The organism is Arthrobacter sp. R4-81, from assembly GCF_054792365.1.
In genome coordinates, this window is record NZ_CP096445.1 from 1,479,503 (window position 1) to 1,504,509 (window position 25,007).

Below are 25,007 nucleotides of genomic sequence, written 5' to 3' on the forward strand. Positions count from 1 at the left end.
TTGGAATATAACTCTCATTTAACGTACGCAACGTCACACCTCACGGGAGTACCTTGGCCGTCAAGTAAAGTGGTGACGTGACTTACGAGATTGAGATCGGCCGAGGCAAGCGTGGGCGTCGTGCCTATTCCCTGGATGACATAGCGATCATCCCCAACCGGCGTACCCGGGATCCCAAGGATGTGTCAGTCTCGTGGCAGATCGATGCGTACAAATTCGACATGCCGGTTATCGCCGCTCCGATGGACTCCGCGATGTCTCCGGCCACGGCTATCGCGTTGGGCCGGCTGGGCGGACTTGGCGTGCTGGACCTTGAGGGTCTCTGGACCCGGTACGAGGATCCACAGTCCGTTCTGGACGAAATTGGCGCCCTGGAAGACAAGACCAACAGCCCGGCGGTGACCGGACGGATGCAGGAGCTGTACCGCGCGCCCATCCAGCCCGATCTGATCACCTCGCGCCTGGCGGAAATCCGGGCCGCGGGAGTAACGGTCGCGGGCTCACTGACGCCGCAGCGCACGCAGGAACACTACAAGACAGTGCTGGCCGCCGGCGTCGACATCTTTGTGATCCGCGGGACCACCGTCTCTGCCGAGCACGTCTCGAAGGACCATGCGCCCCTGAATCTCAAGCAGTTCATCTACGAACTGGACGTTCCGGTGATTGTGGGCGGCGCCGCCGGCTACACACCGGCCCTGCACCTCATGCGCACCGGAGCAGCCGGTGTCCTCGTTGGCTTCGGCGGCGGAGCCACCAGCACCACCCGACGGGCCCTGGGGATCCACTCGCCCATGGCTTCCGCTATTTCCGACGTCGCTGCTGCCCGCCGGGACTACATGGACGAATCCGGCGGACGGTACGTCCACGTGATTGCCGACGGCGGGATGGGCAGCTCAGGTGCCATCATCAAGGCAATTGCCATGGGCGCCGACGCCGTCATGCTGGGCAGCGCGTTGGCTCGTGCAGAGGAAGCTCCGGGCAAGGGCTGGCACTGGGGCCAGGAAGCCCACCACCTTGAACTTCCGCGCGGCGACCGCGCAAACGTAGGCACTGTGGGCCCGCTTGAGGAAGTACTCTTCGGGCCGGGACACCACACCAACGGAACGTCCAACCTCATTGGGGCGCTCCGCCGCTCCATGGCCACCACTGGTTACTCGGACCTGAAGGAATTCCAGCGGGTCGACGTCGTCGTCTCGCCCTACGCCGGTAACTGAACCTCCCAGAGAGTCGTCCGGAGCGCCGGGCCTGTTCGGCGGCAACCCTGCCCATCCACGAAACATACAAGTAGTCTGGTGAACTACGAGCTTTGAAGTGGATGGAGACGAGAAATGAGCAGTCTTTCCAGCAGTTCGCCGCAGGCAGCCGGGGCGTTGGGGCCCGAGGCCCGGGAGGCTTCCCTGACAGCCCTGAGGGCCACCACGGGCCCGGGCAAGGAACTGGACATCCTCATCGTCGGTGGCGGAATCGTGGGGACCGGGGCCGCCCTGGATGCTGTGACCAGGGGTCTCAACGTCGGGATTGTGGAAGCCAACGACTGGGCGGCTGGTACGTCATCACGTTCCTCGAAACTCATCCACGGCGGGCTTCGCTACCTGGAAATGCTGGATTTCGGGCTCGTCAAGGAAGCCTTGCAGGAACGGGGTCTGCTGCTTTCGGAGCTCGCTCCGCACCTCGCCAGGCCCGTGCCTTTCCTGTACCCACTGACCAGGCCATTTTTTGAACGGCCCTATGTAGGGGCCGGAATCGCCCTGTATGACCTCATGTCCGTATCCAGCGGGCACCCGCGCGGCGTTCCCTTCCACAAACACCTGACCCGGCGAGGCACCCTTCGGGCGGCTCCAAGCCTCAAGGACGACGCCTTTGTTGGTTCGATCCGCTACTACGACGGGCAGGTGGACGACGCCAAGTATGTCGCCAACCTCGTGCGGACGGGAGCCTACTACGGCGCGCACGCAGTCAACCAGACATCGGTGGTTAACTTCCTGCGGGAAGGCGAACGGGTGGTGGGGGCAAAGGTTGTTAACCATGAGGACGGCTCCACCTTCAACATCCGGGCCAAGCAGGTTATTAACGCCACAGGTGTGTGGACCGATGAGACCCAGGCCATGGTCACGGAGCGGGGGCAACTCAAGGTCCGCGCCTCCAAGGGCATTCATCTGGTGGTGCCCCGCGACCGGTTCCAGTCAACGGTCGGGCTGATCCTCCGCACCGAGAAATCGGTGTTGTTCGTCATTCCATGGGGCAGGCACTGGATCATCGGGACTACGGACACCGACTGGAACCTGGACAAGGCCCATCCGGCGGCGTCGAGGAAAGACATTGACTACATTCTGGACCACGTCAACAGGGTGCTTAAGCGCCCCCTGACGCGGGAGGACGTCGAAGGAGTCTACGCAGGCCTGCGCCCGCTGCTGGCTGGCGAAAACGACTCCACAGCAAAACTGTCGCGTGAGCATGTGGTCGCGCACCCCGTACCCGGTCTTGTTGTGGTCGCGGGCGGCAAATGGACCACTTACCGTGTTATGGCCAAGGACGCAGTGGACGAAGCCACCCGGAGCATGGATGAGCGGGTTCCGCCAAGCTGCACTGACACCATTCCGCTGTTGGGGGCCAGCGGCTTCAAGGCGGCCTGGAACCGGCGTAACAGAACAGCGGAGGAATCAGGGGTCCACGTAGCGAGGATTGAGCATCTCCTCAACCGCTATGGCTCAATGGCGCCGGAAGTCCTGGCGCTGATCAAGGACAACCCTGCGCTCGCCGAGCCGATCCCCGGTGCTGATGATTACCTTCAGGCCGAGGCAGTCTACGCAGCCACACATGAAGGCGCCCGCCATGTGAATGACGTCCTGACGCGCAGGACACGGATCTCGATCGAAGCCTGGGATCGCGGTGTTTCTGCCGTTCCGGTCGTGGCTAAACTTATGGGGGAGATTCTTGGCTGGAGCGATGCGCAACGCGAAAGCGAAATCAAGCATTACCTTGCCCGGGTGGAAGCTGAACGGCTGAGCCAGGAGCAACCGGATGATGTATCCGCCGACGCCGCACGATTGGGAGTCGAGGACATCGTTCCGCTGCGCTGAGCGGGCTGCCGCCTGCACCTCCATGCCGCACCGAAGGGACACCACTTGGCGGAACCACTTGACCGCTACGATGCAGAACTCACCACGCCCGAGATGGTGATTCTGGAGCTGGACGCCAAGGATAAGACCGATGCCGCTGTCCAGCTGGCGAAACGGCTCCACGCTGCCGGACGTGTCTCGGACCTTGAGGGTTTCCTCCGCCACGTCAACGCCCGGGAACACCAGCTCGCTACGGGACTCCCCGGAGGAGTGGGACTGCCCCACGCACGCAGTGAGTTTGTGCAGCGGACGTCCATAGCTGTCGGAGTCACCAAGTATGGCAGGTCTTTGGATTTCGGCGCCTCCGACGGCCCGGCAACGGTCATCTTGCTGATCGCTACACCGGCAAGTTCCTTCTCTGACCATTTGGAAGTCCTGGCCACCCTTGCGAGGTCACTGTCCAAGGAATCCTTCCGGGAGTCGCTTCGCCGGGCCTACGATCCCGAAGTCATTGCCGAGCTCATCAATTCCAGTCTCGTCTTCTTCGACCACTGAGGAACAGTTCAGCAGGGCGTCGGGATTCCAGCGCGTTTCGTTGTTCTACGCGGCGACGAAGTACGGTTAATGTGTGTTGAAAACTGCGCTCAAACCCCGCTGGATCTTAGGCCTGGTATTTGCCATCGCCGTTTCCGGTGTTTTTGTTCTCTTGAGCCAATGGCAGTTTGGCCGGTCCACCCAGGTGGAGGTTCCGGTTTCAACAGGGACGGAGGACGTACGTCCGCTGACCGCAACGCTGCAGCCGGGTACGTTTTTCCCCGGTTCAGTTGCGGACCAGATGGTCATTGCCAAAGGGAGTTACGACCCCCGGAAGCAGGTGTTGGTTCCAGGGCGGCTGAACAATGGGGCCACCGGCTATTGGGTGGTGAATGCCTTCGCTGTCCAGGATGCCCCGCTTCTGTCCGGTGCAGGGGCGTCGCCTCAAATGTGGATTCCGGTCGCCCGCGGTTGGGTGGCGGATCCCGCAGAGGTGCCGGCGCCGCCGTCGGGCGTTGTTGAACTGACGGGCAGGCTCCTGCCCTCCGAAGCCCCGTTGCCCAACACAGACGCCGGCCCCGGCCGGGCGACAGCCGTTTCGGTGGCGGAACTCATCAACGTCTGGGAGGTGAGCAGCTACCCTGGCTTCATGGCTGCCACCGTCGAAATGGCCGGAAGCTCCGACGTCAGTGCGGCGGCCGTATCCGGTGACCTGAAGCCCCTTAATATTGGTGCCCAGCCTCCGCCCCAGCAGGTCAACTGGCTCAATCTTTTCTACTCCGTGGAATGGGTCGTTTTCGCGGGCTTCGCGTTGTTCATCTGGTGGCGCCTTGTCAAAGACGACTACCGCAGAGGCCTTGAAGACGAATTCGACGACGACGGCGCCCTCCCGGAAGATGACGGGCATTATGCCCGCACCCAGCCCAGGCCCTCTGACCAAACCCCCAGTGCACCCGGACAACCTGCCGGCGCACCCGAACACCAGCCCAGCCCTTCTGAACAAAAGGTACAACCATGATCGAGCCCAAGCCCGCCATCCAGCCCCAATCTCCCGGCGGAGCCGGGTCAAAAGGTAAAAAGCGGCGATTTGGCGGCACCGAGGCGCAGATCCGCTCCGCACTGAAGTTCTACAAGGTCCTCGCATACCTGACCGGCGCAATGTTGCTGCTCCTGTGCGCTGAACTGATCGCCCGGTACGGCTTCGGTCAGTACCTGTTTGCCGGCGGTACTGACGCAGTCACGGGGCAGCCCCATGGCTTCGGTTTCGCTGACGCCGAGCCGAAGGGCGTGGTGGAAGGCTTCAACGTCTCTGTAACTGTGCTCATTGTCCACGGCTGGATGTACGTGGTTTACCTCATGTCGAACTTCCGCCTGTGGTCCCTGATGCGGTGGCCGTTTATGAAGATGATCATCCTTGCGCTGGGCGGTGTGGTGCCGTTCCTTTCCTTCATCGTCGAGAAGAAGTTCCATGCTGAAGTGGAGGCAGAACTCGCTGCCAACCCGCAGGCGTCCAAGCGCTACTGATCCAGGCCCCCTGCACTGCTGACGCCGAGGGTGTGAGTTGCCTTACGTCCGGCCGCAGAAGGCGCGTAAGGCGGCTTCTCAAGGTGCGTCGGGGCAACAGCGCCAAGTACCCTAGGACAGTGACTACTCCCACTGCATCCCAGACTTCCCAGAAGCCGGTGCTGGTTGTTGACTACGGTGCCCAGTACGCGCAGCTGATTGCCCGCCGCGTCCGGGAAGCGAATGTGTATTCGGAAGTGGTTCCGCATACCTACAGCACCGAGCAACTGCTGGCCAAAAACCCCGCCGCCATCATCCTTTCAGGTGGCCCGTCCAGCGTGTACGCGGACGGTGCCCCGAGCGTCGGCGCCGATCTGTTTGAGGCCGGGATTCCCGTTTTCGGCATCTGCTACGGCTTCCAGGCCATGGCGAACGCCCTTGGCGGCAAGGTGGACAAAACAGGGCTGCGGGAATACGGGTCCACCCAGACAACCATCCTCGGTGAAGGCCGCTCCGTGCTGGAAGGGATGCCCCAGCACCAGAACACGTGGATGAGCCACGGCGACTCAGTGCACGAAGCGCCGGAAGGCTTCGAAGTACTGGCGACGACGGCTGGCGCTGAAGTTGCGGCGTTCGCCAATGAAGAGAAATGCCTCTACGGCGTCCAGTGGCACCCGGAAGTGAAACACTCCGCATACGGCCAGCAGGTCCTTGAAAACTTCCTGTTCAAGGGCGCAAAGCTGCAGCCCAACTGGACCACAGGGAACATTCTTGAAGAGCAGGTTGACAGGATCCGGAAGCAGATCGGTGATGCCAGGGTCATCTGCGGACTCTCGGGCGGAGTGGATTCAGCCGTGGCGGCTGCACTGGTCCAGCGCGCGGTAGGTGATCAGCTCACCTGCGTCTTTGTGGACCACGGACTGCTCCGCGAGGGCGAAGCCGAACAGGTGGAACGCGATTTCGTTGCGGCTACCGGCGTCAAACTATATGTGGCCAACGAGCAGGAGCGCTTCCAGGCTGCGCTTGCCGGCGTCAGCGATCCGGAAACAAAACGCAAAATCATCGGCCGCGAATTCATCCGCGCCTTCGAAGAAGCTGAGCTGGCAATCATCGCTGAAGCTGCTGCTCACGGTGAGAAGATCAAGTTCCTCGTCCAGGGCACTCTGTACCCGGACGTCGTCGAATCCGGCGGCGGCGAAGGCGCAGCGAACATCAAGAGCCACCACAACGTGGGCGGCCTTCCGGAAGACCTGCAGTTTGAGCTTGTGGAGCCGCTCCGTGCCCTGTTCAAGGATGAGGTCCGCGCTGTAGGGGCCCAGCTTGGGCTGCCGCAGGAGATCGTGGGACGCCAGCCGTTCCCGGGGCCCGGGCTTGGTATCCGCATCGTGGGGGAGGTCACGAAGGAACGGCTGGACCTGCTCCGCAAGGCTGACGCCATCGCACGTGCAGAGCTTACCGCCGCCGGACTGGACAACGAAGTCTGGCAGATGCCGGTGGTTCTGCTGGCGGACGTCCGAAGCGTTGGTGTTCAGGGCGACGGCCGCACCTACGGTCATCCGATCGTCCTTCGTCCGGTTTCCTCGGAAGACGCCATGACCGCAGACTGGTCCAGGCTGCCTTATGAACTGTTGGCTAAGATTTCCAACCGGATTACCAACGAAGTCGAGGGCGTGAACCGTGTGGTGCTGGATGTGACCAGCAAACCCCCGGGAACCATCGAGTGGGAGTAGTCCTCTGAGTGGCCGGTCTCCAGCGGGGGGCCGGCCACTTTTTTGTCGGGATGGGCTAAAACCGTGCAATTTTGCCGGCCCCAGTGTTGCGGAGTCTCACAGGCGGTCAATTCCGGCTACGCTCGAAACTATGCCGGTATGGTCCAGGGCGTCACGCGCGAGCACAGAAAACGCGAGCATAGAAAAGAAGGCAGCAGTGTCAGTAGGGCAAGACAACCCAGAGGGCTCTGAGGAGTTCAGGAAATGGCTGTCGGGGCTCAAACCGGTAACCGGTGCAGACACAATGCTTCGTTTCACCAAAACCCCTGAAGGTTCCATCGACCTGACCAACGCCCATCCCTCAGGGCTCGCGCAACTGATGGCTGGGCGGCGGACCCGCTTGTCTACCCTGATCCGGGACCGCCAGCAGTACGTCGTAGCGGCCCGAGCCTCACGCAATCTCCGCTCCAAGATCTTTGAACTCGGCAATGATCGGGGAATCGACGCCGCCTACTTTTCCGCCGGAACGGTCGTGTGGACCTCGGCAGTGGGAGGCAAGCCCCAGCGGATCTCTGCGCCGGTGATGCTCACAGCCATCTCCCTCACCATCCGGCAGGGTGAAGATGATTACGAACTCCAGCTGACAGAACAAGCACAGATCAATCCTGCCCTTATCCGGCATCTCAAGAAGGTCCACGGCATTGTCTTCGATGTAAACGCCGTCACAAGAATGGCCTACAGCACCGCACGTTTTGATCCTCAGCCAGTTCTCGACCGGCTTGCAACCCTGGTGAAGCCCATTCACGGCGCCGAAGTAGAGCACAATCTCCTGGTCTCCACATTCGCTGACCTCTCCGGCAACCTGGATGATCCCTGGATCAATCCGAACAACGCCCTGGTGGCTGCGTTGGCAAAGGCCGCCGCAGGGGAGCCTCTGGATGTTCCCGCCCTCAAGGAAGACCGCTTTCCCCCGCTCGACGAGCGGGATCCGGCCAACGAACTGCTGCTCCTCGACGCAGACATGGATCAGCAGTACGTCGTGGACTCCGTGCGCGCCGGTGACTCGCTGCTGGTCAGCAGTCCGCCGGGCACCGGCCAGACGCAGACCGCCATCAACACCATCGGTGCGTTGGTTGACGAGGGCAAGTCCGTTCTTGTGGTGGGGGACAGGCGCGCCAGCCTTGGCGAAATATCCTCGAAGCTGGAGAGCCTGGCGCTGGAATCCATCCTTTTCCAACTCTCCGGCAATGCCGCCCCGCTGCAGCTGAAAGGCCAGTTGATCCGCGCCATCGTGCGGAACGAGAAGTCTCTCCAACCCCAGCTGGACAATCTTCACAAGACGCTGACTGAGCACCGCCATGCCCTGCAGGACCACGTTGCTTCCCTCCACAATGTCCGCCAGCGTTGGGGATGCTCCCCATACCAGGCCATGCAGTCACTGGCTGAGTTAACGTCCATTCAGCCGGCTCCTGCTACTACCGTCCGGCTGAAGCGGAGCGTACTGGACAGCATCAGGGACCGTGCCGAACTCGCCGGACGGCTCAAGCGTGCCGCCGAACTTGGCAGCTTCAGCCGTGCTTCCACCACCAGCCCCTGGCACGGGGCCCGTCTGGTGACCCGGAAGGAGACCGAAGAAGCCCTCGAAGTGGCCCGATCCATTGAGAAAAAGCTGCCGATGCTCCGGGACCGAATGAGGGATGTAGCCGAACATGCCGAAATCAGCCTGGGTTCAACATTCTCCGAGTGGGGGGCACAGCTCGAACTGCTGATGGCTGTCCGGGAGAGCCTGGACAAGTTCACCCCCGACATCTTTGACCGCCCAGTCCACGACCTTATCTCGGCTACCGCTTCCTCCGCCTGGCGACGGGAGCGGAGTATCGACATGCCCTCCATGCAACGGTCACGCTTGCGCCGGGTAGCGAAAGAATATGTACGCCCGGGCGTCCATATTGCCGACCTCCACAGCTCACTGGTGCTGGTCCAGGACCAGCGTGCTCTCTGGGCAAACTATGCCACAACCCAACGTCACCCTGCGGTGCCTTCAGGGCTGGGCGAAATGAATGTTATGTACCGGGGTCTTGAACGGGAACTGATCCAGCTGGGCACGGCCCTGGCCCACACGGCGGCCGGGGGCGACCTCCAAAACGCCCGGTACGAGGAACTGATGGAACGCCTCGAAAGCCTCGTGGCAGACAGCAGGACCCTCAAGACGCTTCCCGAGCGAACGCTGCTGATTGAAAACATGCGCGAACACGGCCTCGGGGAGCTCCTGACCGACCTTGCCGAGCGTGAGGTGTCCCCGGATGGTGTAGCTGCCGAACTCGAGCTCGCCTGGTGGCAGTCAGCACTGGAAGCCATGATCAGCGGCGATGACTACCTTGCTATGTCCGACGGAGAAGCCCTGCGCCAGCTTGAAGCAGAGTACAGGCTGGCAGATAACGCCCACATCGCCAGCGGCGCTGCACGGCTCCGGTGGCAGCTGGCCGAACGGTGGCGGGCTGGAATCGCACAGCACGCACGCCAGGCCGACCTCCTCAGAAGCCTGCTGAAGGACGGACGCATCACTTTGAGCGCCTTGACGGCACAGGCTCCGGACCTCGTGCCCATGCTCGTACCAGTGTGGTCGGTAAGCCCATATTTGCTGACCGGGCTCCTCCCCGTCGACCAGCGCTTCGATGCCGTTGTGATCCTTGACGCTGAAGCCACTTCACTGCAGGCCGTGCTGCCTGCCATTGCCCGCGCACGGCAAGTCATAGCTTTTGGAGATGACCAGATTGCCAGCCCACGGACGTTCACAGTAGGTGTTGAACGGCTGGCCGCCGGCGAAACACCCTTCCAAGGCGTTGAGAGCGCCTACACAGCACTTTCAGCGGTATTGCCGGTCACTCGGTTGCGTTCGGTGTACCGTGCGGTGGACGAGGACCTCGTGCTGCAGTTGAGCAAGAGCTTTTACGACGGCGAACTTCGCCGCCTGCCCGAGGGACAAGCTGCAACCGGCCTGGATCGTTCCTTGTTTGTGGAGTACCTTCCGGACGGAACGGGTCTGCCCAGCGCCGATCACGAAGGGGTGGAATCCGCGGCTGCAGAAGTCAACCGCGCTGTACAGCTTGTCTTCGAGCACGCACGCCTCCGTCCTAGGACCTCCCTGGCGGTGGTCACTGCAAGTCTTCGCCATGCAGCACGCATCGGTGAAGCTATCCGGCTGCAGCTTCCCAACTATCCGCTGCTTGCCAGCTTTTTCACCGCAGGGCCTGAATCATTCCGCGTGGTTGACCTGGAGCGCGCACAAGGCCTTGTCCGGGATCATGTCATCTTTTCCCCGGGCTATGGCCGGACTCCCCATGGGCGTGCGCTTCACACGTTCGGACCGTTGTCGGCCGAGGGCGGCAGTGCCAAGTTTGCCCTTGCCATGACCAGGGCCCGGAGGTCGATGCATGTCCTGAGCTGCTTCCGGCCCGAAGATCTGGATGTCAGCCGGTTGAGCTACGGAGCCCTCAACTTTTATGAATTGCTGAACCGCGAAATCGCCGGCAATACCGATCTGGGCACTCCGGCGTCGCGCGCCGCTGCCAGTGAGCAGGCCTTGGGAGCTGACCCTCTGGTCGCGGACCTCGGCGACCGTCTGCGGGCTCGTGGAGCAAGGGTCTGGCACCAGTACGACGGCGTTCTCGACGTTGTGGCCGCTGCGGATCCAATGAACACCATTGGGCAGGAAGACGCTGAGATACCGCGCCCTGTTGCCATCGAATCCGATGGCACCGAGCAGTACAGGCTTATGAGTGTCCGTGAACGGAGCCGGCTCCGACCGCAACTGTTGGAGCGGCTTGGCTGGAGGTATCTGTCGCTGTGGACTATTGAGGTCTTCACTGACCCTTCAGCCTGCGCAGACCGTATCGGAGGTTACCTGGGGTTGGAAAAGCCGATGGCGTCCTCCCGGTCAACAGCTGTGGGCTTCCTGGATGAAGACGTGGACGGCTTGTCACTGGACTCCGGGGCGATCAACCATGCGAGCACTGACCATGGAACGGCTGACCATGGAACGGCGGAGCATGGGACGATTGACTCTGCAACCACTGGCCGGGGAGCGACTGACCGCGGAGCGAACGCGGTTGCCCCGGATCGTGGGGGAGAGGAACGTCAGGCCATGAAACAGAACAATGAACCGCCGGTGCCCCAAAGGGCCAGCCAAAACTCCTCGGAGGCTGCTGCGGGTCGGGCGGCCGAAACCCGCAAAACCGAAACGGAGAGCGCGCCCAGCGAGGAACGGGGCACAGCCAGGCCGGTCCTGACCGGCGCGGCGTCGAGCGATGTCCTGCCCAATAAAGCCTCCGAAGATGATCCCCGCCGATGGGGAGATCAAGCGTCCGGGTACGACCACGATTCCTGGCTCAAGGAACAGAAGCCTCCCCACTGGGACTGATCTTTTGCCGGTCCGTACACAATGGCCGGAAGGTCAGCCCACCAGAACGAAGAACAGTTTTCCTTTCGTCGAAGCCCCCGCAAGGCGGCCGGCCTGGTCCGGGTTGGCTGTCACGACGATGAGACCGTCGGCGTCTTCATTTTCCAGCCATTGACCGGTCTTGCCGCCCTGGGCCGAGGTCCAGAGAACCGGTACGGATTCCGCCAGGACCTCGGACGAAGCCTGCTGCTCGTAGCCGTTCCCTCCGGTCAGGACCACGTTGATGAGTTGCCCGGGGGTGAGAAGCTGGATGGATGACTGATCCGCCAAGCGGAGCGGGACGGCTGCAGAACCGGGCGGCGCTCCGGTGAGGAGACCTGGTCCCACCAGGTGGGAATCGGCGAACAGTTGCCCCTTCCTCAGAGGTGCGGCCAGTTGTTTTCCCTTTAGCCCGGTGGAGTCCGTGAAGGACCCTTCCGGCAAGAGCTCCAAGGGAAGATGGACCTCCATAACGTCGTCAGGGCCAAGCGTCCTGCCTGTGGGAAGATCCTGGACGGCAGCCATGACACTCAGTGTCTGGGCAGGAGCAGGGGTGAGCTGTTGGACAGTGATGCCAGCTGCTGCACTGAGCAAAAGCGCTACGGCAAGCCGACGGTTCCTGTTGAGCCAGCCCAGCATTCTGCGTTGAGGTGAGCCCGAATGTGGCCCACTACGGGAGTTTCGCGAACGGGAACCACGAAAGTCTGGAGCGTTGGCACGGGCGGTTCCTCTAAGCGGCATACAGCCAAGCTACAGAGGGCCGAATGGCCTGAAACAGAGTGGCTGGCGCCTATGTGGAAAACTGCTGCGGTTGTGGAATGCTCCTGGGCAGTTGACGACCTACCAAGCGAGCGTCAGCTGGCCGCGGCAGACGCTGGTGTGCTGGAAGAACCAGTGCTGGAACCGGTGGTTGAGGAGGCTGCGCTGGAGGAAGCGGTGCCCGAAGAAGCGGCGGCCGAAGTGCTGGCCGCTGCAGCGGTGCTCGGGGCAGAAGCGGCAACGCCGCCGGCCTTGGCGTCGCGGGAATCCGTCCGGTAGAAGCCGGAGCCCTTGAACACAACTCCGACACTGTTGAACTTTTTGCGCAAGGTTCCCTGGCACTCAGGGCAGGAGGTAAGGGTGCTGTCAGTGAATGACTGCACGATGTCGAAGGCGTGGCTGCAGTCCTTGCAGGCATATGCATACGTGGGCACTGAAATTCCTCCTCTTGGGCAAACGATCAGGTCCCGTGCTGCCTGGCGGATTTCCGTTTCCGGATGCCCGCCTTTAGCAGTCGCAGGGCCTGAGTGCTAATTCTATCATCCCGACGATTCGCGTCCATCACAGCTGGATGATCGCCGACGGCGTCAGGATGGAGCGGACTGGCCGGTCGAAGGCTTCGGCTGGAATGGAACCCGCTGCCAACACCTCGCTGTCATAAACAACCGCTATTCCGGGAACATTCCATCCACCCTCATTGAGGTCCGCCAGTAGGCGGTCGTAGTAGCCGCCGCCCTGCCCTATTCTGTTGCCCGCCCGGTCCACAGCCGTGGCTGGCAGGAAAATTCCCGCTGCGGAGCCAACAACACCTAAGCCATGCTGTTCCCCGATTGGCTCCTGTATCGGGGCGTATTTGCTTCTAGTGAACGCGGACTCGGGTGACCAGTAGACCCAGCTCAATCTGCGCTCAGGTTGGCAGACCGGCAGCAGTATCCGGTTGCCGGCCGCGTGGAGCGCATTGATGAGGGGGAGAGTGGGCGGTTCCGTCCCAACTCCGAGGTAGGCGGCAAAGGTGGCCGATCCCGTTGTTCGCAATTTACCGGAAGCCAGCTGCTCCGAAACCTGCTGGTTGGCCCACGCCAGACCCTGGAGGGCGAGGTCATTGCCTGCCTGGTTTCGGTCATCTTCAGTCATGGCAGCACGTGCCATCCGATGCCGGGAACGCAACAGTTCTTTCACTGACATTGGAGTGCCTTTCAGTCCCCGCCACCGCTTCTACGTGGGCAACCGGAGCATTTGAATGATTACCCAATAACTGGCGCCTCCGTTAGATTAGTCCAGTGACTACCACCAACGCATCCGTCCGCAAGGCTGTCATCCCCGCCGCGGGTCTCGGAACCAGATTCCTCCCAGCAACGAAGGCAATGCCTAAGGAAATGCTCCCCGTCGTGGACAAGCCGGCCATTCAATACGTCGTCGAAGAGGCTGTCAATGTGGGCCTCAGTGACGTGCTGATGATTACGGGCAGGAACAAGCGCGCACTGGAGGATCACTTCGACCGGGTCCCGGCTCTTGAAGCCATGCTGGAGGCCAAGGGGGATACCACCAAACTGGAGTCCATCCAGGCAGCCAGCAACCTGGGCGACATTCACTATGTCCGGCAAGGAGACCCCAAGGGACTTGGGCATGCGGTCCTCCGTGCCAAACAACACGTCGGATACGAGCCCTTTGCCGTGCTCCTGGGCGATGACCTCATCGATGCCCGGGATGAACTGCTCAGCACCATGATCGAAGTACAGGCCAAAACGGGTGGCTCAGTTGTAGCGCTCATTGAGGTGGAACCTTCCCAGATCAGCTCCTACGGGTGTGCAGACATCGAGGAGCTTGACGGCGAGAGCTACGTCCGGGTCAAGCACTTGGTCGAAAAGCCCGAACCGCACGAGGCCCCCTCTAACCTGGCCTTGATCGGCCGTTATGTCCTCCACCCCGCCGTGTTTGAAGTGCTGGAAGGCACTGAGCCTGGCCGGGGCGGAGAAATTCAACTGACCGACGCCCTGCAGGAACTGGCTGCCGGCGACGCCGATGGTTATGGAGTCTACGGTGTTGTTTTCCGGGGCCGGCGTTACGATACCGGTGACAAACTGAGCTACCTGAAAGCCTGCGTGGAACTGGCCTGCGACAGCGAGGACCTTGGTCCCGGGCTTCGGGACTGGTTGCCTGACTTCACTGCCAGCCTGTCTAAATAGCTGTAGATGGGCAGTTCCATTTGGCCGGTAACGCTTAGCTGCGGCGAGCTCGTTCTGCGTCCCATCCGCTATCGGGATCGCAAGGAATGGACAGAGGTCCGTTCCCGCAACAGGGACTGGCTGGCTCCGTGGGAGGCTTCAAATCCGATGCCGGGCGGTCAACTTCCCAGCTATCGGCAGATGGTCAGATCGCTCAACATCCAGGCGGCCCAAGGAACTGCGCTGCCTTTTTTGATCACGGAGTGGAGTCCAGGTGTCCGCGAACCGGTGATTATCGGTCAACTGACTGTTTCGTCAATTGTCTGGGGCTCTGCCATGATGGCAACCCTCGGTTACTGGGTGGACAGGTCCCATGCTGGAAGGGGGATTGCTCCCACGGCGGTGGCGATGGCCACTGACCACTGCTTCGGTACCCTGGGGCTCCATCGCATGGAAATCAACATCAAGCCTGATAACGGACCCAGCCTCCGTGTTGTCGAGAAGCTTGGTTTCCGGGATGAGGGGTATCGGCCACGCTTCCTCCACATCAATGGCGAATGGGCCGACCACCGGTCATTCGCCCTCACAACTGAAGAAGTTCCGGAAGGAATTCTCAACCGCTGGCTCCAAAACCGTCCCCGCTAGAATTCAGCTTCAAGAGACGAGGGAAGACGGCGGGACGGGTACAGCCGGAAATAGACCACTGATTTTGACACCGACCTGCGACACACCGTGGACAATGCAAGCCCGCTTCATCTATTGCTCATACCGTTTTGAGTGTGGACTTCCCTCTTAGCAGCTCAGTGATCCTTGTTATCGCTGTCGCGCTCTGGATTGTATGGGTTGCCCCCTATGTGCTTCGTAATGGCCGGCAGCAGCTCCAGGCCGCCGGTGAGGCAGTTTTGGAACCCGTCGACGTCGAAATAACAGACCCCCAAGCCGGAACGGTCCTGAAAATGGCCGTCCAGCAGGAGAAAACCATGGACACCGTGCCCGGTACTGAATCCGCCAGGGGAGTAGCGCCCCGCGACTCGGAACGCCAGTCTGCGGTGCCTCCCAAACAGTTCAGGATCCGCTATGGCCGGTGCGCCCTTGCGCTGATCGGAGTGATGTCCCTTCTGGCGGCGGCCACGTCCGGAGTCTTTCGTCTTTTCGGTATCGGACCTGTCTGGTTGCCATTTACTGCTCTGGCAACGGCCGTGCTGACAGTTGCTTTGCTTCGGCGGCTCGCGGTACGGGACCGGCGCGCCAAAGTGCAAGCTGCTTTCAGGTCCGCCATGAGTGCTCCCGGGCCGACTGGCCAAGGCAGGGACCGGGCCTCTGGAGACCCATTTGATGCCCCGAAGAGCAATACGAAAACCCGCTCGGATGATGACATCCCTTTATTTGATGCCGAAGCTTCCCGCCGGCAGGTCAAACCGCTGACCGCATTGGAACTTCGGCAGGCTGCCTTGGCTGAAGCAGTGGCGTCAGGGGACCACAGCGTCCGGCGTCCGTTTATGTCGGCCGATGTGCCGGGTGGGCTGGGTTCCAGCTGGGAGCCCGTGGAGGTGCCGAAGCCGACTTATGTTGAGGCGGCCAAAGCTGAGCGCGCAGCGCCGGAACCCCTTGAACTGCCGGAGGCCCCCAAGGCAGCCGGAAAGCCTTCACTGAAGCAGGGCACGTCAGCTGCCCCTCCGGCACCACAGGCTAAGCAGCCAGTGACGAAGCCCCAAAGCGCACTGAGCAACCTGGATGACGTTCTTCAGCGCCGCCGCGCCTGATCAGCCTTCCGCATACTTTCTCGCGGCCGTTCTTAGCGGTGCAGTTTCCCCTTTGCCCCTTCCATTACAGGCTTGCCCGGCAAGCTGAGGACCAGCCTCTCTTGCCGGGTAAGCCCAGGGACTAGCGCTCTCCTGCCGCAGGCTTGCTGGTATAGGGGCGAGGCCATGGTGTTCCGGCCCGTTGCCACTCCTGGTAAGTCATAAGAATGTCTTGCCCGCCCGGGGACCGGTAGTAGATGTTTCCGGAGCTGGTGTACTTCCAGTAGAAGGAAAAGGGGACAAATTGATTGATTGTCGGGGTGGGAAACTGCGCCTGCGACCATTCTGCATATCCGATCGGCCGGCTACCCTCCACATTCACATTTGCGTTGTAGTAGATGGTCCCGGACCAGGAGGTTTTGTAGTAGGCACTTGCCAGGCGGGCAAAGGGACGGGTTCCAGCGGCTTCCCATTCCGGCAGCGTCATCTTATGAATCACTGAGTCCTCGCCTTTGGCGAAAATCTCGCCGGAGCCGTAGTACTGGTAGTAAGTCGTGCCTTGAATGTAGCCCGCGATCTGCGGCTGTGGCATTCCCAGCTGCTGCCAGTCGGGGTAGCTGAGTCGCTTCCATACCCAGGCAGGACTACGGAATTCCACGGAGTAGATGCTGCCTGACCACGGATACTTAACGAAACTCCCCGCGGTCCGTTCAGGCTGTTTGTAGCCCATGTCCTGCCATTCGCGATACGTCAGGAGATGGGTAATGCCGTCAGCGGAGGTGGCATAAATTTCCGGCGCGGGTGCAAAAGTGAAAACGCGGGTACCCGGAATCCAACCTGCGATCCGCGGTGCCGGGAATCCTGCGGCAGCCCAATCCGCGTACTCAAGCTTCTTCCACACCATGCCCGACCAGGTGTAACTGACGGAGTAGATCGCGGGAGACCACGAGTAGCGGACGTAGTCAGTGGGGAATTTCTCCGCAGCCTTCTCAAGGAAAACCTCGTAGACATAAAGGTTTTGACCGCTTCGGACAGCTGCAATTCCTACTTCCGAGTACTTCGGATCGCGCATTGTTTGAGCCGTTGTGGATCCGAAGTCCTTAACCAGCTGGTCGTGGAGCTGCTTGGCAGTGGGTCCGGCGGCGTTGTAGACAGTGCCGGTAACCTGCCCGTACTTGGCTGCGGCCGGAAGATTGTCCAGGGGGACCGGCTCAGCTTTTGGAAAATCGGCCTGGGAGTTGGCCCAGTTTTGGGCGTCGGTGCTCACTGTGGAATTGAGGGCGACGGCGGGGACACCGTGCAACCGGCGGTAAGCGTTCAGCGACTCGAAGAAGGTGTTCAGATCCTGGACCGATACAGGCATCAGCGCCTCTGTGGAGAACTGGCCAAGAGCAGTGGGCTGGGGAGCGGGCGTAGCCTCGGTTGTGATTGCCGGGGCCGTTGCTTCCGGAGTGGTCTGGGAATCAGTCGTGGGGCTGGAACCCGGAGTGGGCGCGCCCTCGGGGGCTGCCGTGACTGTGGGTTCAGCGGCTGGAGCAGGGCTGGTGGGCGCGGGTTCATTGCTGGTACCACCTGCGGCGGGAGGCGTTGCGGTGGCAGTTGGGGTTTCCGGCGCAGGGGTTTCCTCTGCCGTCACAACAGTCCCGTTCCGCAAGGCAGGGGCCGACTGGACGGCAGCAGCAGCTATTGGCAACTGCCCGGCAGCAAGGGTGGCTGCCAACGTCCCCACCGCCACTCCCTTTGCCATCTTTGCTCTCAGATCAGTCATTGGCGTTCCTTTGGACTCGTATTGCATGGCGGCGGAGGTTAAGACGTTGTGCGGCTATGAGGAGGCAGCCGGCGAGGAGCAGTAAGGAGGCAATGAGGAGCGGTGTGAGGGTTACTCCTGTTACGGAGAGCGGGGCACCGGAGCCTTCCGCAGCCTTGTCACCCACGGGGCTGAGGGCTTCGGCGGGCAAGTTGGCCGGAGTCAGAAGGGACACAATAATCTCCGATCCCGTAGCGGTGCCAAAGGTATTCTCAGCTACTGCCCGGTACCGGGCACCATTGCGGACGGCGTCAGCTTCCACCCGGAGACTTTCCTCCGAGCCTTCGGCTACCTCCACCCAGGACGATCCTGGATCCGCCTGGGTGAACCAGGTCAGTTTAGGTGCAGGCGCTCCCTCCGCCTCGACGCGCAGTTCGACCGGTTGTCCAGGTTGGGCTGCGACGTTAACAGCAGTCGCGGTCACGCTGGGGGCCTGGGCGATATCCACACGGGCTGCCCGGCTGACTACCCGCTCGCCAAGGAGGTTGGTGGCCACGAGCCTGAACTGTTCAGCCGGAAGGGCCGTGCCCTGCGGGAAGGAGACGGAAAGTGAGTCGTTTCCTGCATCCCTGATATTCCTCCAGCTCGCACCGGAATCCTCGCTGCTCTGCCAGTGCAGACGGCTTCCGGAGCCGGCGAATGAGCCGCTGAATTCTCCTCCGGCTGCATTGTCCAGAGCCAGATAGAGGTCCTCTGGATGGGCTGTTACCTCAAGGGGAACGTGCCTGACAGTCAGCGTCGCCGGTTCCGTTTCGCTGAGAACGGTACCGTCCGCGGAGGCGACGACGGCGCGGAACTGGCTGCCGTCGTCGGACTTCACCGGAACGGGCAAGATTACTGTGCTTCCCAAGGCTCCAGGGATGTCTCGGAAAACCTGTCCGGCGCCATCAGCACGCTGCCATTTAACGGATGTTCCCGGCCGTCCGGGCAGGGTGGTGAAGGTGACGGCCTGCCCTTGGTCCACTGTCTGGTCAGAAGGCTGGCCCGATCCGGTATTACCGGCACCGAACACTTCGATCTCAGAAAGAGACAGAGGTACGCCGGGTGATCCTTCTGCTTCGGCCGTCTTGGTGATTTTCACGTAGCGGGCCTCGACAGGGCTGAGTTTGAACTCAAACGGGGGCCCGGCCGGGGATGATCCGGGCGGGCTAACGGTCGCTGGCTGGTACTGCCGGCCATCGGCAGAGACTTCCACCTGAACGGAAGCAGGCAGATTCTGGTCCTGCAGCTCAGGTGCCTGGCCCGGAACGGTCGTCACGGGGTGGAGAATGACAGAGCCGAGGTTCCTGCCGGCACCGAGGTCGACCGTTACGGAATGAGGTCCATTGTCGGGGGTTCGATAGCCTTGGCTTTCGGCGGTACTGAACGTCTGTGTATCTACCAGGAAGTCTGCCTTCCAAGCGTCGGACTCCAAGGAATCAACAGTCTCGACCTCCGCTCCTGCGGCGAAGTTCACCCCGCCCCGGCCGTAGTCGACCCGGACGTCGTCAATGGAGAAGCCTGGCGAATCAGCTCCGGGAATCGTGGATCGGAGCCCGATGCTGATGGATGCTATGTTCTCAAGCCCCGCTTCCACGGTAGGCAGCACCAACTGGTTCCAGGAGCCCGGGGCCACTCTGCGGATCAGTTCGGAGCTGTGGCCTGACTTGTCAGTGGCCCGGATCCTTGCTTCATGGACACCGTCCGGCGTGCCTGTCATCCTCAGAGACGCGAGGAGGGCAGAAGCAGTGCCGGTACCCACCGGATCCCTTAACGTGACGGAGGTTTCACGCCATCCAGGTGCAGCGGAGGGTGCCACAGCAGAGACATTCAGGGCTCCATGCCCCACGCGCGCCTCAGCCCCTTCTGCCCCGGGGATGAGACCAGCGGCCAGTGTTGAATCAGCCCCCGCGGACCATTCCGACAGGTTCCCATTTTCGAAATTGCCCAGCATGGTTGAACTTCCGGGCAAGCAGGATTCACCGGTCGCATCGAGGCTGCAGTTGCGGCTGCCCCGTACGAGGGCCACCGTCTGGGCAGTGGCCAGGACAGAACCGGCTTCGTCCGAGACTGACAATTCAACCGTGCCGCTGAGGGCGGACCCCGAAGAGTCCAGCGGAACGAAAACTGTGTGATCCGCACCGGCGGGAATCACTGCGGACACAGCCTGCTGTGCAGTCCATCCCTGGGGGAGGTGGGCAGCGTAGACACGAACAGCCTGATCGGTGGAGGTCAGCAGGTTCCGCAGCCTGACAGCTGCATAACCCGTAGCACCTCCCTCGGTGACAGCCGGTCGCATTTCAGCGCCTGATGCGAGCAGGTGGGCTCCAATGGAGAGATCCAGCTTTGCGCTCCTGCTCACGACGTCGTCGCCGCGTTTGAAGGAGACCTGAGCGAGAACGGTATGGCTTCCGTCTGAGCTGCCCCGGGGGGCTGAAACGCTGTAGCTTGCACTGCCCTCCCCACCCGGCGCGATTTCGGCGGGGAATGGGGAAGTTGCCCGGGCTGACCATCCATCCGGCAGGGACAGCCCGCCGCTGGCCTGAACCAGTGCCGTGTCTCCCGTATTTACGATTTTGACAACGGCGTCTGTGCTGCCACCGGACGCTAGCTGGCCTTCCACCGCTTCAGCCGTAACGGTGACACCGGAGGCTGCAACAGCCCCCGAAAGCTGATGAATGGTCGCCGCCGATCGAACTGAGAGGGAATCGGCTGTGGCGGCGGGAAGCCCTTCAGCACGGGCCTGGGTGACGGCGGCGCTGAAGGTGCGGGCTGCCGAGATGGCGTTCTGCAGTTGGGGCGCAGGATCTCCGGTGGGTTCCAGATATGCCTCGAGTGCACCGTTCACCTGGCCGGCGGTTTCCTCTGCCGGTTTGCGGAGCCCGCTGGACCCTGGGGTCGCCGCGTCCATGGCCGCTATTTCATGAGCAATTCCGCCGGTTGTGCCCGATGCGGTCACGAGGTCAGCGAGGGCGGGGTCGGCCATGAAGTTGTATGTCCCGGAGCCCAGGGTGACGATCGTATCCGTATCAGCTGCTTCTATCGATCGGATGCCGTTGCCGACGACAGCACGCTCGCCTGACTCGGCTACTGCTTCTGGAGCGGTGTTGCGCAGGACCAGCTTCCCGCTGGCGCCAACGGGAACCGAGATGGAGTAGGTGGTTCTGTCGCCATCCCTGACCCATGTGGAACTTGCCTCACCGTATGGTGTCTGGATGGAACCGGCGGCAGAAGGCAGTTGCTTGGTAATCCGCGGATCGAAGACGATCTCGCGGTATCCGCCGGCCGGGGATTGCGAAATACCGGCCACGGAGGAGTAGAGCCAGGTGTCGATGAAGGTGAACATGGGGTGATTCAGGGACGGCGAGCCATACCATTCCTCCCAGATTGAACCTGGTCCATGCGTGAGCATGTAGGCCCATCCGGGGCTGTCTGTACGGGCCACCACGGTGTTGACAACGTCGGAGCGACCCATCATCTCCAACGCATCAACGATGTACTTTGCGCCTGGAAGCCCGCCACGTACGTGTCCCCCACCCAGGACCATCACCTGATGCACGAGGGTGTTGGCCACCTCATCCTCCCGGCCTGCCGGGACGATGCCCAAGGTCAGGGGCAGGGCGTTGGAAAACTGGCTAACTCCATAGCTGGCCCGTCCGGCGTCGAAGTAGCGTGAGTTGAAGGCCTCCGCAATTTTGCCGGCGAGGGCTGTGTACCTCGCAGAGTCCGCTGGTTTGTCCAGTTTGCTGGCCATCTCAGCCATGAGCTTGGCCGTCAGATAATAAAATCCGCTTTGGAACAGTTTGCTGTCTGTATCCTCGTCTGCAACCCAGTCCTGTCCCCAGGTGTGGCTCGGCCTCGTGATGAGGTAGCCATCAGTGGACTTTTGGGTGTGTGCCATCCAGCGGTTCATGGAGTCGTAGTGACCGGCGAGGACATCCGTGTCCCCGTAGCTCTTCCACACGTAGTACGGGATAAGGACAGTTGCGGCTGACCAGACCGGGTCCGATTGGGTGTTCCAGAATTCGCCCTGTTCGATAGGCACGATGTCAGGAACAAAGCCTGAAGGCTTCTGGGCGTCCTCCATGTCCTGGATGAACTTGGTGTAGAACGCCGCCATATCGTAGTTGTTGATGGTCGCTTCAGCCGCCAGGTGTGCGTCGGCCATCCAACCGCGCTTCTCGCGTGTGGGTGTGTCCTCCGGGATTCCGTGCAGGCCGTTAACCTGGGTTTGCATGTTGGCGTCGTGCAGCGAATTCAGGAGAGGCGTGGCAGCCTTGAACGTCCCAGTGGGAGCGACGTCGTTCCGTATTTCCCGCGCTGTTACTGAGCCTGCAGGGGGAGCGGCGTCCAGCCCTGTTATTTCCGCCCAGCGGAACCCTGCGTAACCAAAGCGGGCAGCAAACTGGGACGTCTTGCCGTCACCGATGAACGTGCTGGTCTGGTTGGCCTGGATCACTCCATTGTTGACCCTGCCGTTGTGGAGGCGCTCACCGTGTTTGACGGTGACAGTGCGTCCCGCCGGCACTTTCAGTGAGAGGGCGACGCTCCCTGAAATGTTCTTACCGAAATCAACCACATAAACGCCCGGAGCCGGTTGGTGAGTTTTGAGGGGCGGGAGTTGATTGACTACGCGCATGGGGCTGTTGGGTGCCGCTTCCAAAGTCCCCCGGACGCTGTTGCTGCGCACCGTACTCCAGCCAGACCCACCTCCCGTGGCGGTATCCCAGCCGGCGAGCTGCTTCCGCGCGTCGAAGGTTTCCCCGTGGAACTTGTGTGCACGGGTTACAGGGCCCGGCCGCGACGTCCACGTGCCGTCCGTGGTGATGACGGTGGCGGGTCCGGATTCCCACTCAATGTTGATTTGGAGGATCACATCGGAGTCCTCCCCGATGAGGAAGCCCAAAGCGTTCGGGCCCGCTTGCAGCTGCCCGGTGACGTCCCACGTCCTGTACAGCGACCTGACCCGGCTGTCTGTTGGCTGGGCTTCCAGCTCGGCATCACCCACTTTGCTGCCATTGGCGCTCAGTTCATAGATGCCGCGCGCCAGGGTTGCTGTCTGGAGGCAGCAGTATCCCTGGTAATCCAGAGGACGCTCGAACATTCCCCGCCCTGAGACGAACGCGGTAGCCCGAAGCGGTTCGGCCGGCAGGGTGAAAGTCTTCCGGAGGTAAGAACCCCCTGCGGCGGTGGATGCCGGACTGATCCACGATGCTTTCCAGTCCTCAGCTTTCAATAACCCGGTTGTCCAGGTACCGATTGCGCTCCAGGCGGATTCTGAGCCGGCCTCATCCCAGACTTTGACGCGCCAGTAGTAGGGAGTCGCCGAGGACAAGCCCGGGCCTTCGTAACGGACCAGGTTCTGGGCGTCTCCTGGCCGCACGCCTGAATCCCACACATCCGGGGTTCCGGCAGCCAGAGCTTCCCTGCTTAATGCGACTTGGATCTGATGGCCCGACTGGGCCTTGTCCCGTGCTGCGGATTGGATCTCCCAGCTGAATCTGGGCTGTTGGGCATCAACCCCCAACGGGTCCGCGCGGTGTTCCACTTTAAGATTGCCGGCGGTCAATGCTGCTGTGGCAGACGACGACGGGTCCTGGGCGGCCTCCAGCGCTGAAGCAGCGGCTAACGGGGACAGGCCCGAAAAGAGACAGCCGGTGACGATGGCAACAGCCAGCAGTCGACGGCGAACAGCGTTGCGAGCCAAGGAGTCCCCCCAAAAAAAGCAAAATGTGGAACTCTCGATCTACCACCGAGGTAAATCGCACCTTGGCAGGTAGCGCGCGGGACACTGAATTCCGATCAGAGGATATCAGCATGAGGACCTCAAAGTAGCCCCTCCGCCCGGTCTCAGTTCATTACATTTACGCCACAGATTAATCAAGTCAAGCAATCGAGTCGAGTTGCGGTTCGCTCTCCGGGTCTCGTGATAGTGCATGATCTCTTCCCTGGCCGTAACCTCGGAACATGATTCGTATCTGTGTTGCCGGTGGCACCGGGCAGGTTGGCACCGAGGTTGTCCGGCAGGCACTGGGTCGTGGAATAGAGGTTTCGGCCTTCAGCCGTCGTCCACCGATGCCGGGCACGGCAAAGCACCACGACGGCGCCGCCTACTGGGCTGCGGACGTCGCCACGGGGTCGGGGGTCGCAGAAGCGTTGGCGGATGCCGACGTCGTGGTTGATTGCCTGGAAGGGCGGTCACGAAAGGCGATTAAGGGCTTTGCCGATGGGGGAGACCGGCTGCTGCACGCCGCGAAGATGGAAGGCGTGAGGAAGGTCGTGCTGCTTTCCATCATCAATTGTGATCAGGTACGCCTGGGCTACCAACGGTCAAAAGCGGAAAAGGAACGAAGGTATGCCGGCTCGGACGTGGAAACGGTCGTTGTCAGGACAACGCAATTCCACAGTCTCCTGGCGGAGGTGTTCTATGCCGGTTCGCGGGTGCGGCTGATGCCGGTGTTCAAAGGTGCAAGGTTCCAGACTATTTCCCCGTCAGAAGCAGCCGCTGCCCTGCTCGAGGAGGCTTTGGGGAGCCGGCTTGGGGAGCCTCATCGCGTGCGTACGGTTGGGGGTCCTGAGATTCTGCCAATGAGGTCGATGGCACAAATCTGGCAGACGGCGACCCATGCCCGTGGAAAAGTTATTGAGCTGCCTTTGCCAGGCAGCATGGGTGAGTACCTTCGTGAGGGGCAGAACCTGATCGCTGAACAAACCTTTGGCCGTGAGACATTCCCAGCCTGGTTGGCAAAGAATGCGGATAGTTTGTAGCCTAAGGACGGCAGTACTGGATCCGACTTAAAGATGTTCTTGTCGGGGGCTATAGCTCAGTTGGTAGAGCGCTTCGTTCGCATCGAAGAGGTCAGGGGTTCGAATCCCCTTAGCTCCACGTTTGCAGGGCCCGTTGGGGCCCTGCCTGGAGCGTGGAAGTTCTCAGCCTTCGCAGTCGACGCAGTAGGAGTGTCCGCCCTTTTCGCGGGCGATCTGTGAACGGTGCCGAACAAGGAAGCATGAGTAGCACGTAAATTCATCCGCCTTCTGCGGGACTACCTCAATGCTCAGTTCCTCACCGGACAAATCGGCACCCGGAAGTTCAACGCCGTCTACCGTGTCCGTCTCGTCAAGTTCCCGCACGACGCTCCGTGCATCCGGAGAATTCGCAGACTTGAGCGCCTCGAGTGATGCGTTCCGCGTCTCCGCGACGTCTGATCGGATTTCGTCGTAGTCCGTTGCCACCTGATATGTCCTTTTGCTTCGCCTAAACCTGTCGGGATAGAACGGTACATCATGAATGCAAGTACTGCCTGTTCGTTGC

16 protein-coding genes, 1 tRNA gene and 1 pseudogene are annotated in these 25,007 nt (G+C 61.5%); 12 read left to right on the forward strand and 6 right to left on the reverse strand.

Features of this window, described 5'->3' with window-relative positions:
* Positions 1–77: 77 nt before the first annotated feature.
* The 7 genes from M1E05_RS06990 to M1E05_RS07020 all read left to right on the forward strand — a co-directional run bounded on the left by M1E05_RS06990 (position 78) and on the right by M1E05_RS07020 (position 11,225).
* Positions 78–1,214 carry a GuaB3 family IMP dehydrogenase-related protein gene (locus tag M1E05_RS06990; protein WP_458111544.1) on the forward strand — a complete coding sequence of 379 codons (1,137 nt, stop codon included), beginning with the start codon at positions 78–80 and terminating at the stop codon, positions 1,212–1,214.
* Positions 1,215–1,328: 114 nt separating this feature from the next.
* Positions 1,329–3,080: a glycerol-3-phosphate dehydrogenase/oxidase gene (locus M1E05_RS06995; RefSeq protein ID WP_461164838.1), complete on the forward strand. Its 1,752-nt coding sequence runs from the start codon at positions 1,329–1,331 to the stop codon at positions 3,078–3,080.
* Positions 3,081–3,125: 45 nt separating this feature from the next.
* Positions 3,126–3,614 (forward strand): PTS sugar transporter subunit IIA, encoded by a 489-nt coding sequence (locus M1E05_RS07000; protein ID WP_458111542.1) that lies wholly within the window; start codon positions 3,126–3,128, stop codon positions 3,612–3,614.
* A gap of 73 nt (positions 3,615–3,687) precedes the next feature.
* Positions 3,688–4,611 (forward strand): SURF1 family protein, encoded by a 924-nt coding sequence (locus M1E05_RS07005; protein ID WP_461164839.1) that lies wholly within the window; start codon positions 3,688–3,690, stop codon positions 4,609–4,611.
* On the forward strand, positions 4,608–5,117 hold the full coding sequence (locus tag M1E05_RS07010; RefSeq protein WP_461164840.1) for a DUF3817 domain-containing protein: 510 nt from the start codon (positions 4,608–4,610) through the stop codon (positions 5,115–5,117). Before M1E05_RS07005 ends, M1E05_RS07010 begins: the two co-directional genes overlap by 4 nt.
* Before the next feature lie 119 nt (positions 5,118–5,236).
* A complete protein-coding gene (gene guaA, locus M1E05_RS07015; protein ID WP_247046415.1) occupies positions 5,237–6,826 on the forward strand; it encodes a glutamine-hydrolyzing GMP synthase in 1,590 nt (529 codons plus the stop codon).
* 196 nt (positions 6,827–7,022) lie between these two features.
* A complete protein-coding gene (locus tag M1E05_RS07020) occupies positions 7,023–11,225 on the forward strand; it encodes an AAA family ATPase (RefSeq protein ID WP_461164841.1) in 4,203 nt (1,400 codons plus the stop codon).
* A 33-nt stretch (positions 11,226–11,258) separates the two neighbouring features.
* Here the strand turns inward: M1E05_RS07020 and cpaB are convergent, their stop codons facing one another.
* The 3 genes and pseudogenes from cpaB to M1E05_RS07035 all read right to left on the reverse strand — a co-directional run bounded on the left by cpaB (position 11,259) and on the right by M1E05_RS07035 (position 13,187).
* Entirely contained in the window at positions 11,259–11,882 is a 624-nt protein-coding gene (gene cpaB, locus M1E05_RS07025; RefSeq protein WP_461164842.1) for a Flp pilus assembly protein CpaB, read from the reverse strand.
* A gap of 302 nt (positions 11,883–12,184) precedes the next feature.
* A pseudogene (locus M1E05_RS07030) lies at positions 12,185–12,436 on the reverse strand (FmdB family zinc ribbon protein); the annotation flags it as partial.
* 127 nt (positions 12,437–12,563) lie between these two features.
* Complete coding sequence (locus tag M1E05_RS07035) at positions 12,564–13,187, reverse strand: 5-formyltetrahydrofolate cyclo-ligase (RefSeq protein ID WP_461164843.1); 624 nt, start codon at positions 13,185–13,187, stop codon at positions 12,564–12,566.
* 95 nt (positions 13,188–13,282) lie between these two features.
* Here M1E05_RS07035 and galU point away from each other — a divergent pair, with 95 nt between their 5' ends.
* The 3 genes from galU (at position 13,283) to M1E05_RS07050 (ending at position 15,930) form a co-directional block, all read left to right on the forward strand.
* Complete coding sequence (gene galU / locus M1E05_RS07040) at positions 13,283–14,188, forward strand: UTP--glucose-1-phosphate uridylyltransferase GalU (RefSeq protein ID WP_458111536.1); 906 nt, start codon at positions 13,283–13,285, stop codon at positions 14,186–14,188.
* A 6-nt stretch (positions 14,189–14,194) separates the two neighbouring features.
* Positions 14,195–14,812 (forward strand): GNAT family N-acetyltransferase, encoded by a 618-nt coding sequence (locus tag M1E05_RS07045; protein WP_458111535.1) that lies wholly within the window; start codon positions 14,195–14,197, stop codon positions 14,810–14,812.
* A 134-nt stretch (positions 14,813–14,946) separates the two neighbouring features.
* A complete protein-coding gene (locus tag M1E05_RS07050; RefSeq protein ID WP_461164844.1) occupies positions 14,947–15,930 on the forward strand; it encodes a hypothetical protein in 984 nt (327 codons plus the stop codon).
* Positions 15,931–16,051: 121 nt separating this feature from the next.
* On the opposite strand, the gene M1E05_RS07055 is transcribed toward M1E05_RS07050, so the two are convergent.
* Positions 16,052–17,677, reverse strand: a complete 1,626-nt coding sequence (locus tag M1E05_RS07055; RefSeq protein WP_461164845.1) for a CAP domain-containing protein — start codon at positions 17,675–17,677, stop codon at positions 16,052–16,054.
* Complete coding sequence (locus M1E05_RS07060) at positions 17,670–23,402, reverse strand: family 78 glycoside hydrolase catalytic domain (RefSeq protein WP_461164846.1); 5,733 nt, start codon at positions 23,400–23,402, stop codon at positions 17,670–17,672. The genes M1E05_RS07055 and M1E05_RS07060 overlap by 8 nt, the downstream gene beginning before the upstream one ends.
* A 260-nt stretch (positions 23,403–23,662) precedes the next feature.
* Here M1E05_RS07060 and M1E05_RS07065 point away from each other — a divergent pair, with 260 nt between their 5' ends.
* Together M1E05_RS07065 and M1E05_RS07070 are read left to right on the forward strand one after the other, a co-directional pair.
* Positions 23,663–24,463 (forward strand): SDR family oxidoreductase, encoded by an 801-nt coding sequence (locus tag M1E05_RS07065; protein ID WP_461164847.1) that lies wholly within the window; start codon positions 23,663–23,665, stop codon positions 24,461–24,463.
* Positions 24,464–24,508: 45 nt separating this feature from the next.
* Positions 24,509–24,581: transfer RNA gene (locus M1E05_RS07070), tRNA-Ala, on the forward strand.
* Positions 24,582–24,625: 44 nt separating this feature from the next.
* Here M1E05_RS07070 and M1E05_RS07075 read toward each other — a convergent pair.
* Complete coding sequence (locus M1E05_RS07075; protein WP_461164848.1) at positions 24,626–24,928, reverse strand: DUF4193 domain-containing protein; 303 nt, start codon at positions 24,926–24,928, stop codon at positions 24,626–24,628.
* Positions 24,929–25,007 lie beyond the last annotated feature (79 nt).

Excerpts from the sequence above, each read along its gene's own strand:
- M1E05_RS07045 (WP_458111535.1), top strand. The coding sequence starts at position 14,195 with ATGGGCAGTTCCATTTGGCCGGTAACGCTTAGCTGCGGCGAGCTCGTT.
- M1E05_RS06995 (WP_461164838.1), top strand. The coding sequence starts at position 1,329 with ATGAGCAGTCTTTCCAGCAGTTCGCCGCAGGCAGCCGGGGCGTTGGGG.
- M1E05_RS07055 (WP_461164845.1), bottom strand. The coding sequence starts at position 17,677 with ATGACTGATCTGAGAGCAAAGATGGCAAAGGGAGTGGCGGTGGGGACG.
- M1E05_RS07035 (WP_461164843.1), bottom strand. The coding sequence starts at position 13,187 with ATGTCAGTGAAAGAACTGTTGCGTTCCCGGCATCGGATGGCACGTGCT.
- M1E05_RS07065 (WP_461164847.1), top strand. The coding sequence starts at position 23,663 with ATGATTCGTATCTGTGTTGCCGGTGGCACCGGGCAGGTTGGCACCGAG.
- cpaB (WP_461164842.1), bottom strand. The coding sequence starts at position 11,882 with ATGCTGGGCTGGCTCAACAGGAACCGTCGGCTTGCCGTAGCGCTTTTG.
- M1E05_RS07010 (WP_461164840.1), top strand. The coding sequence starts at position 4,608 with ATGATCGAGCCCAAGCCCGCCATCCAGCCCCAATCTCCCGGCGGAGCC.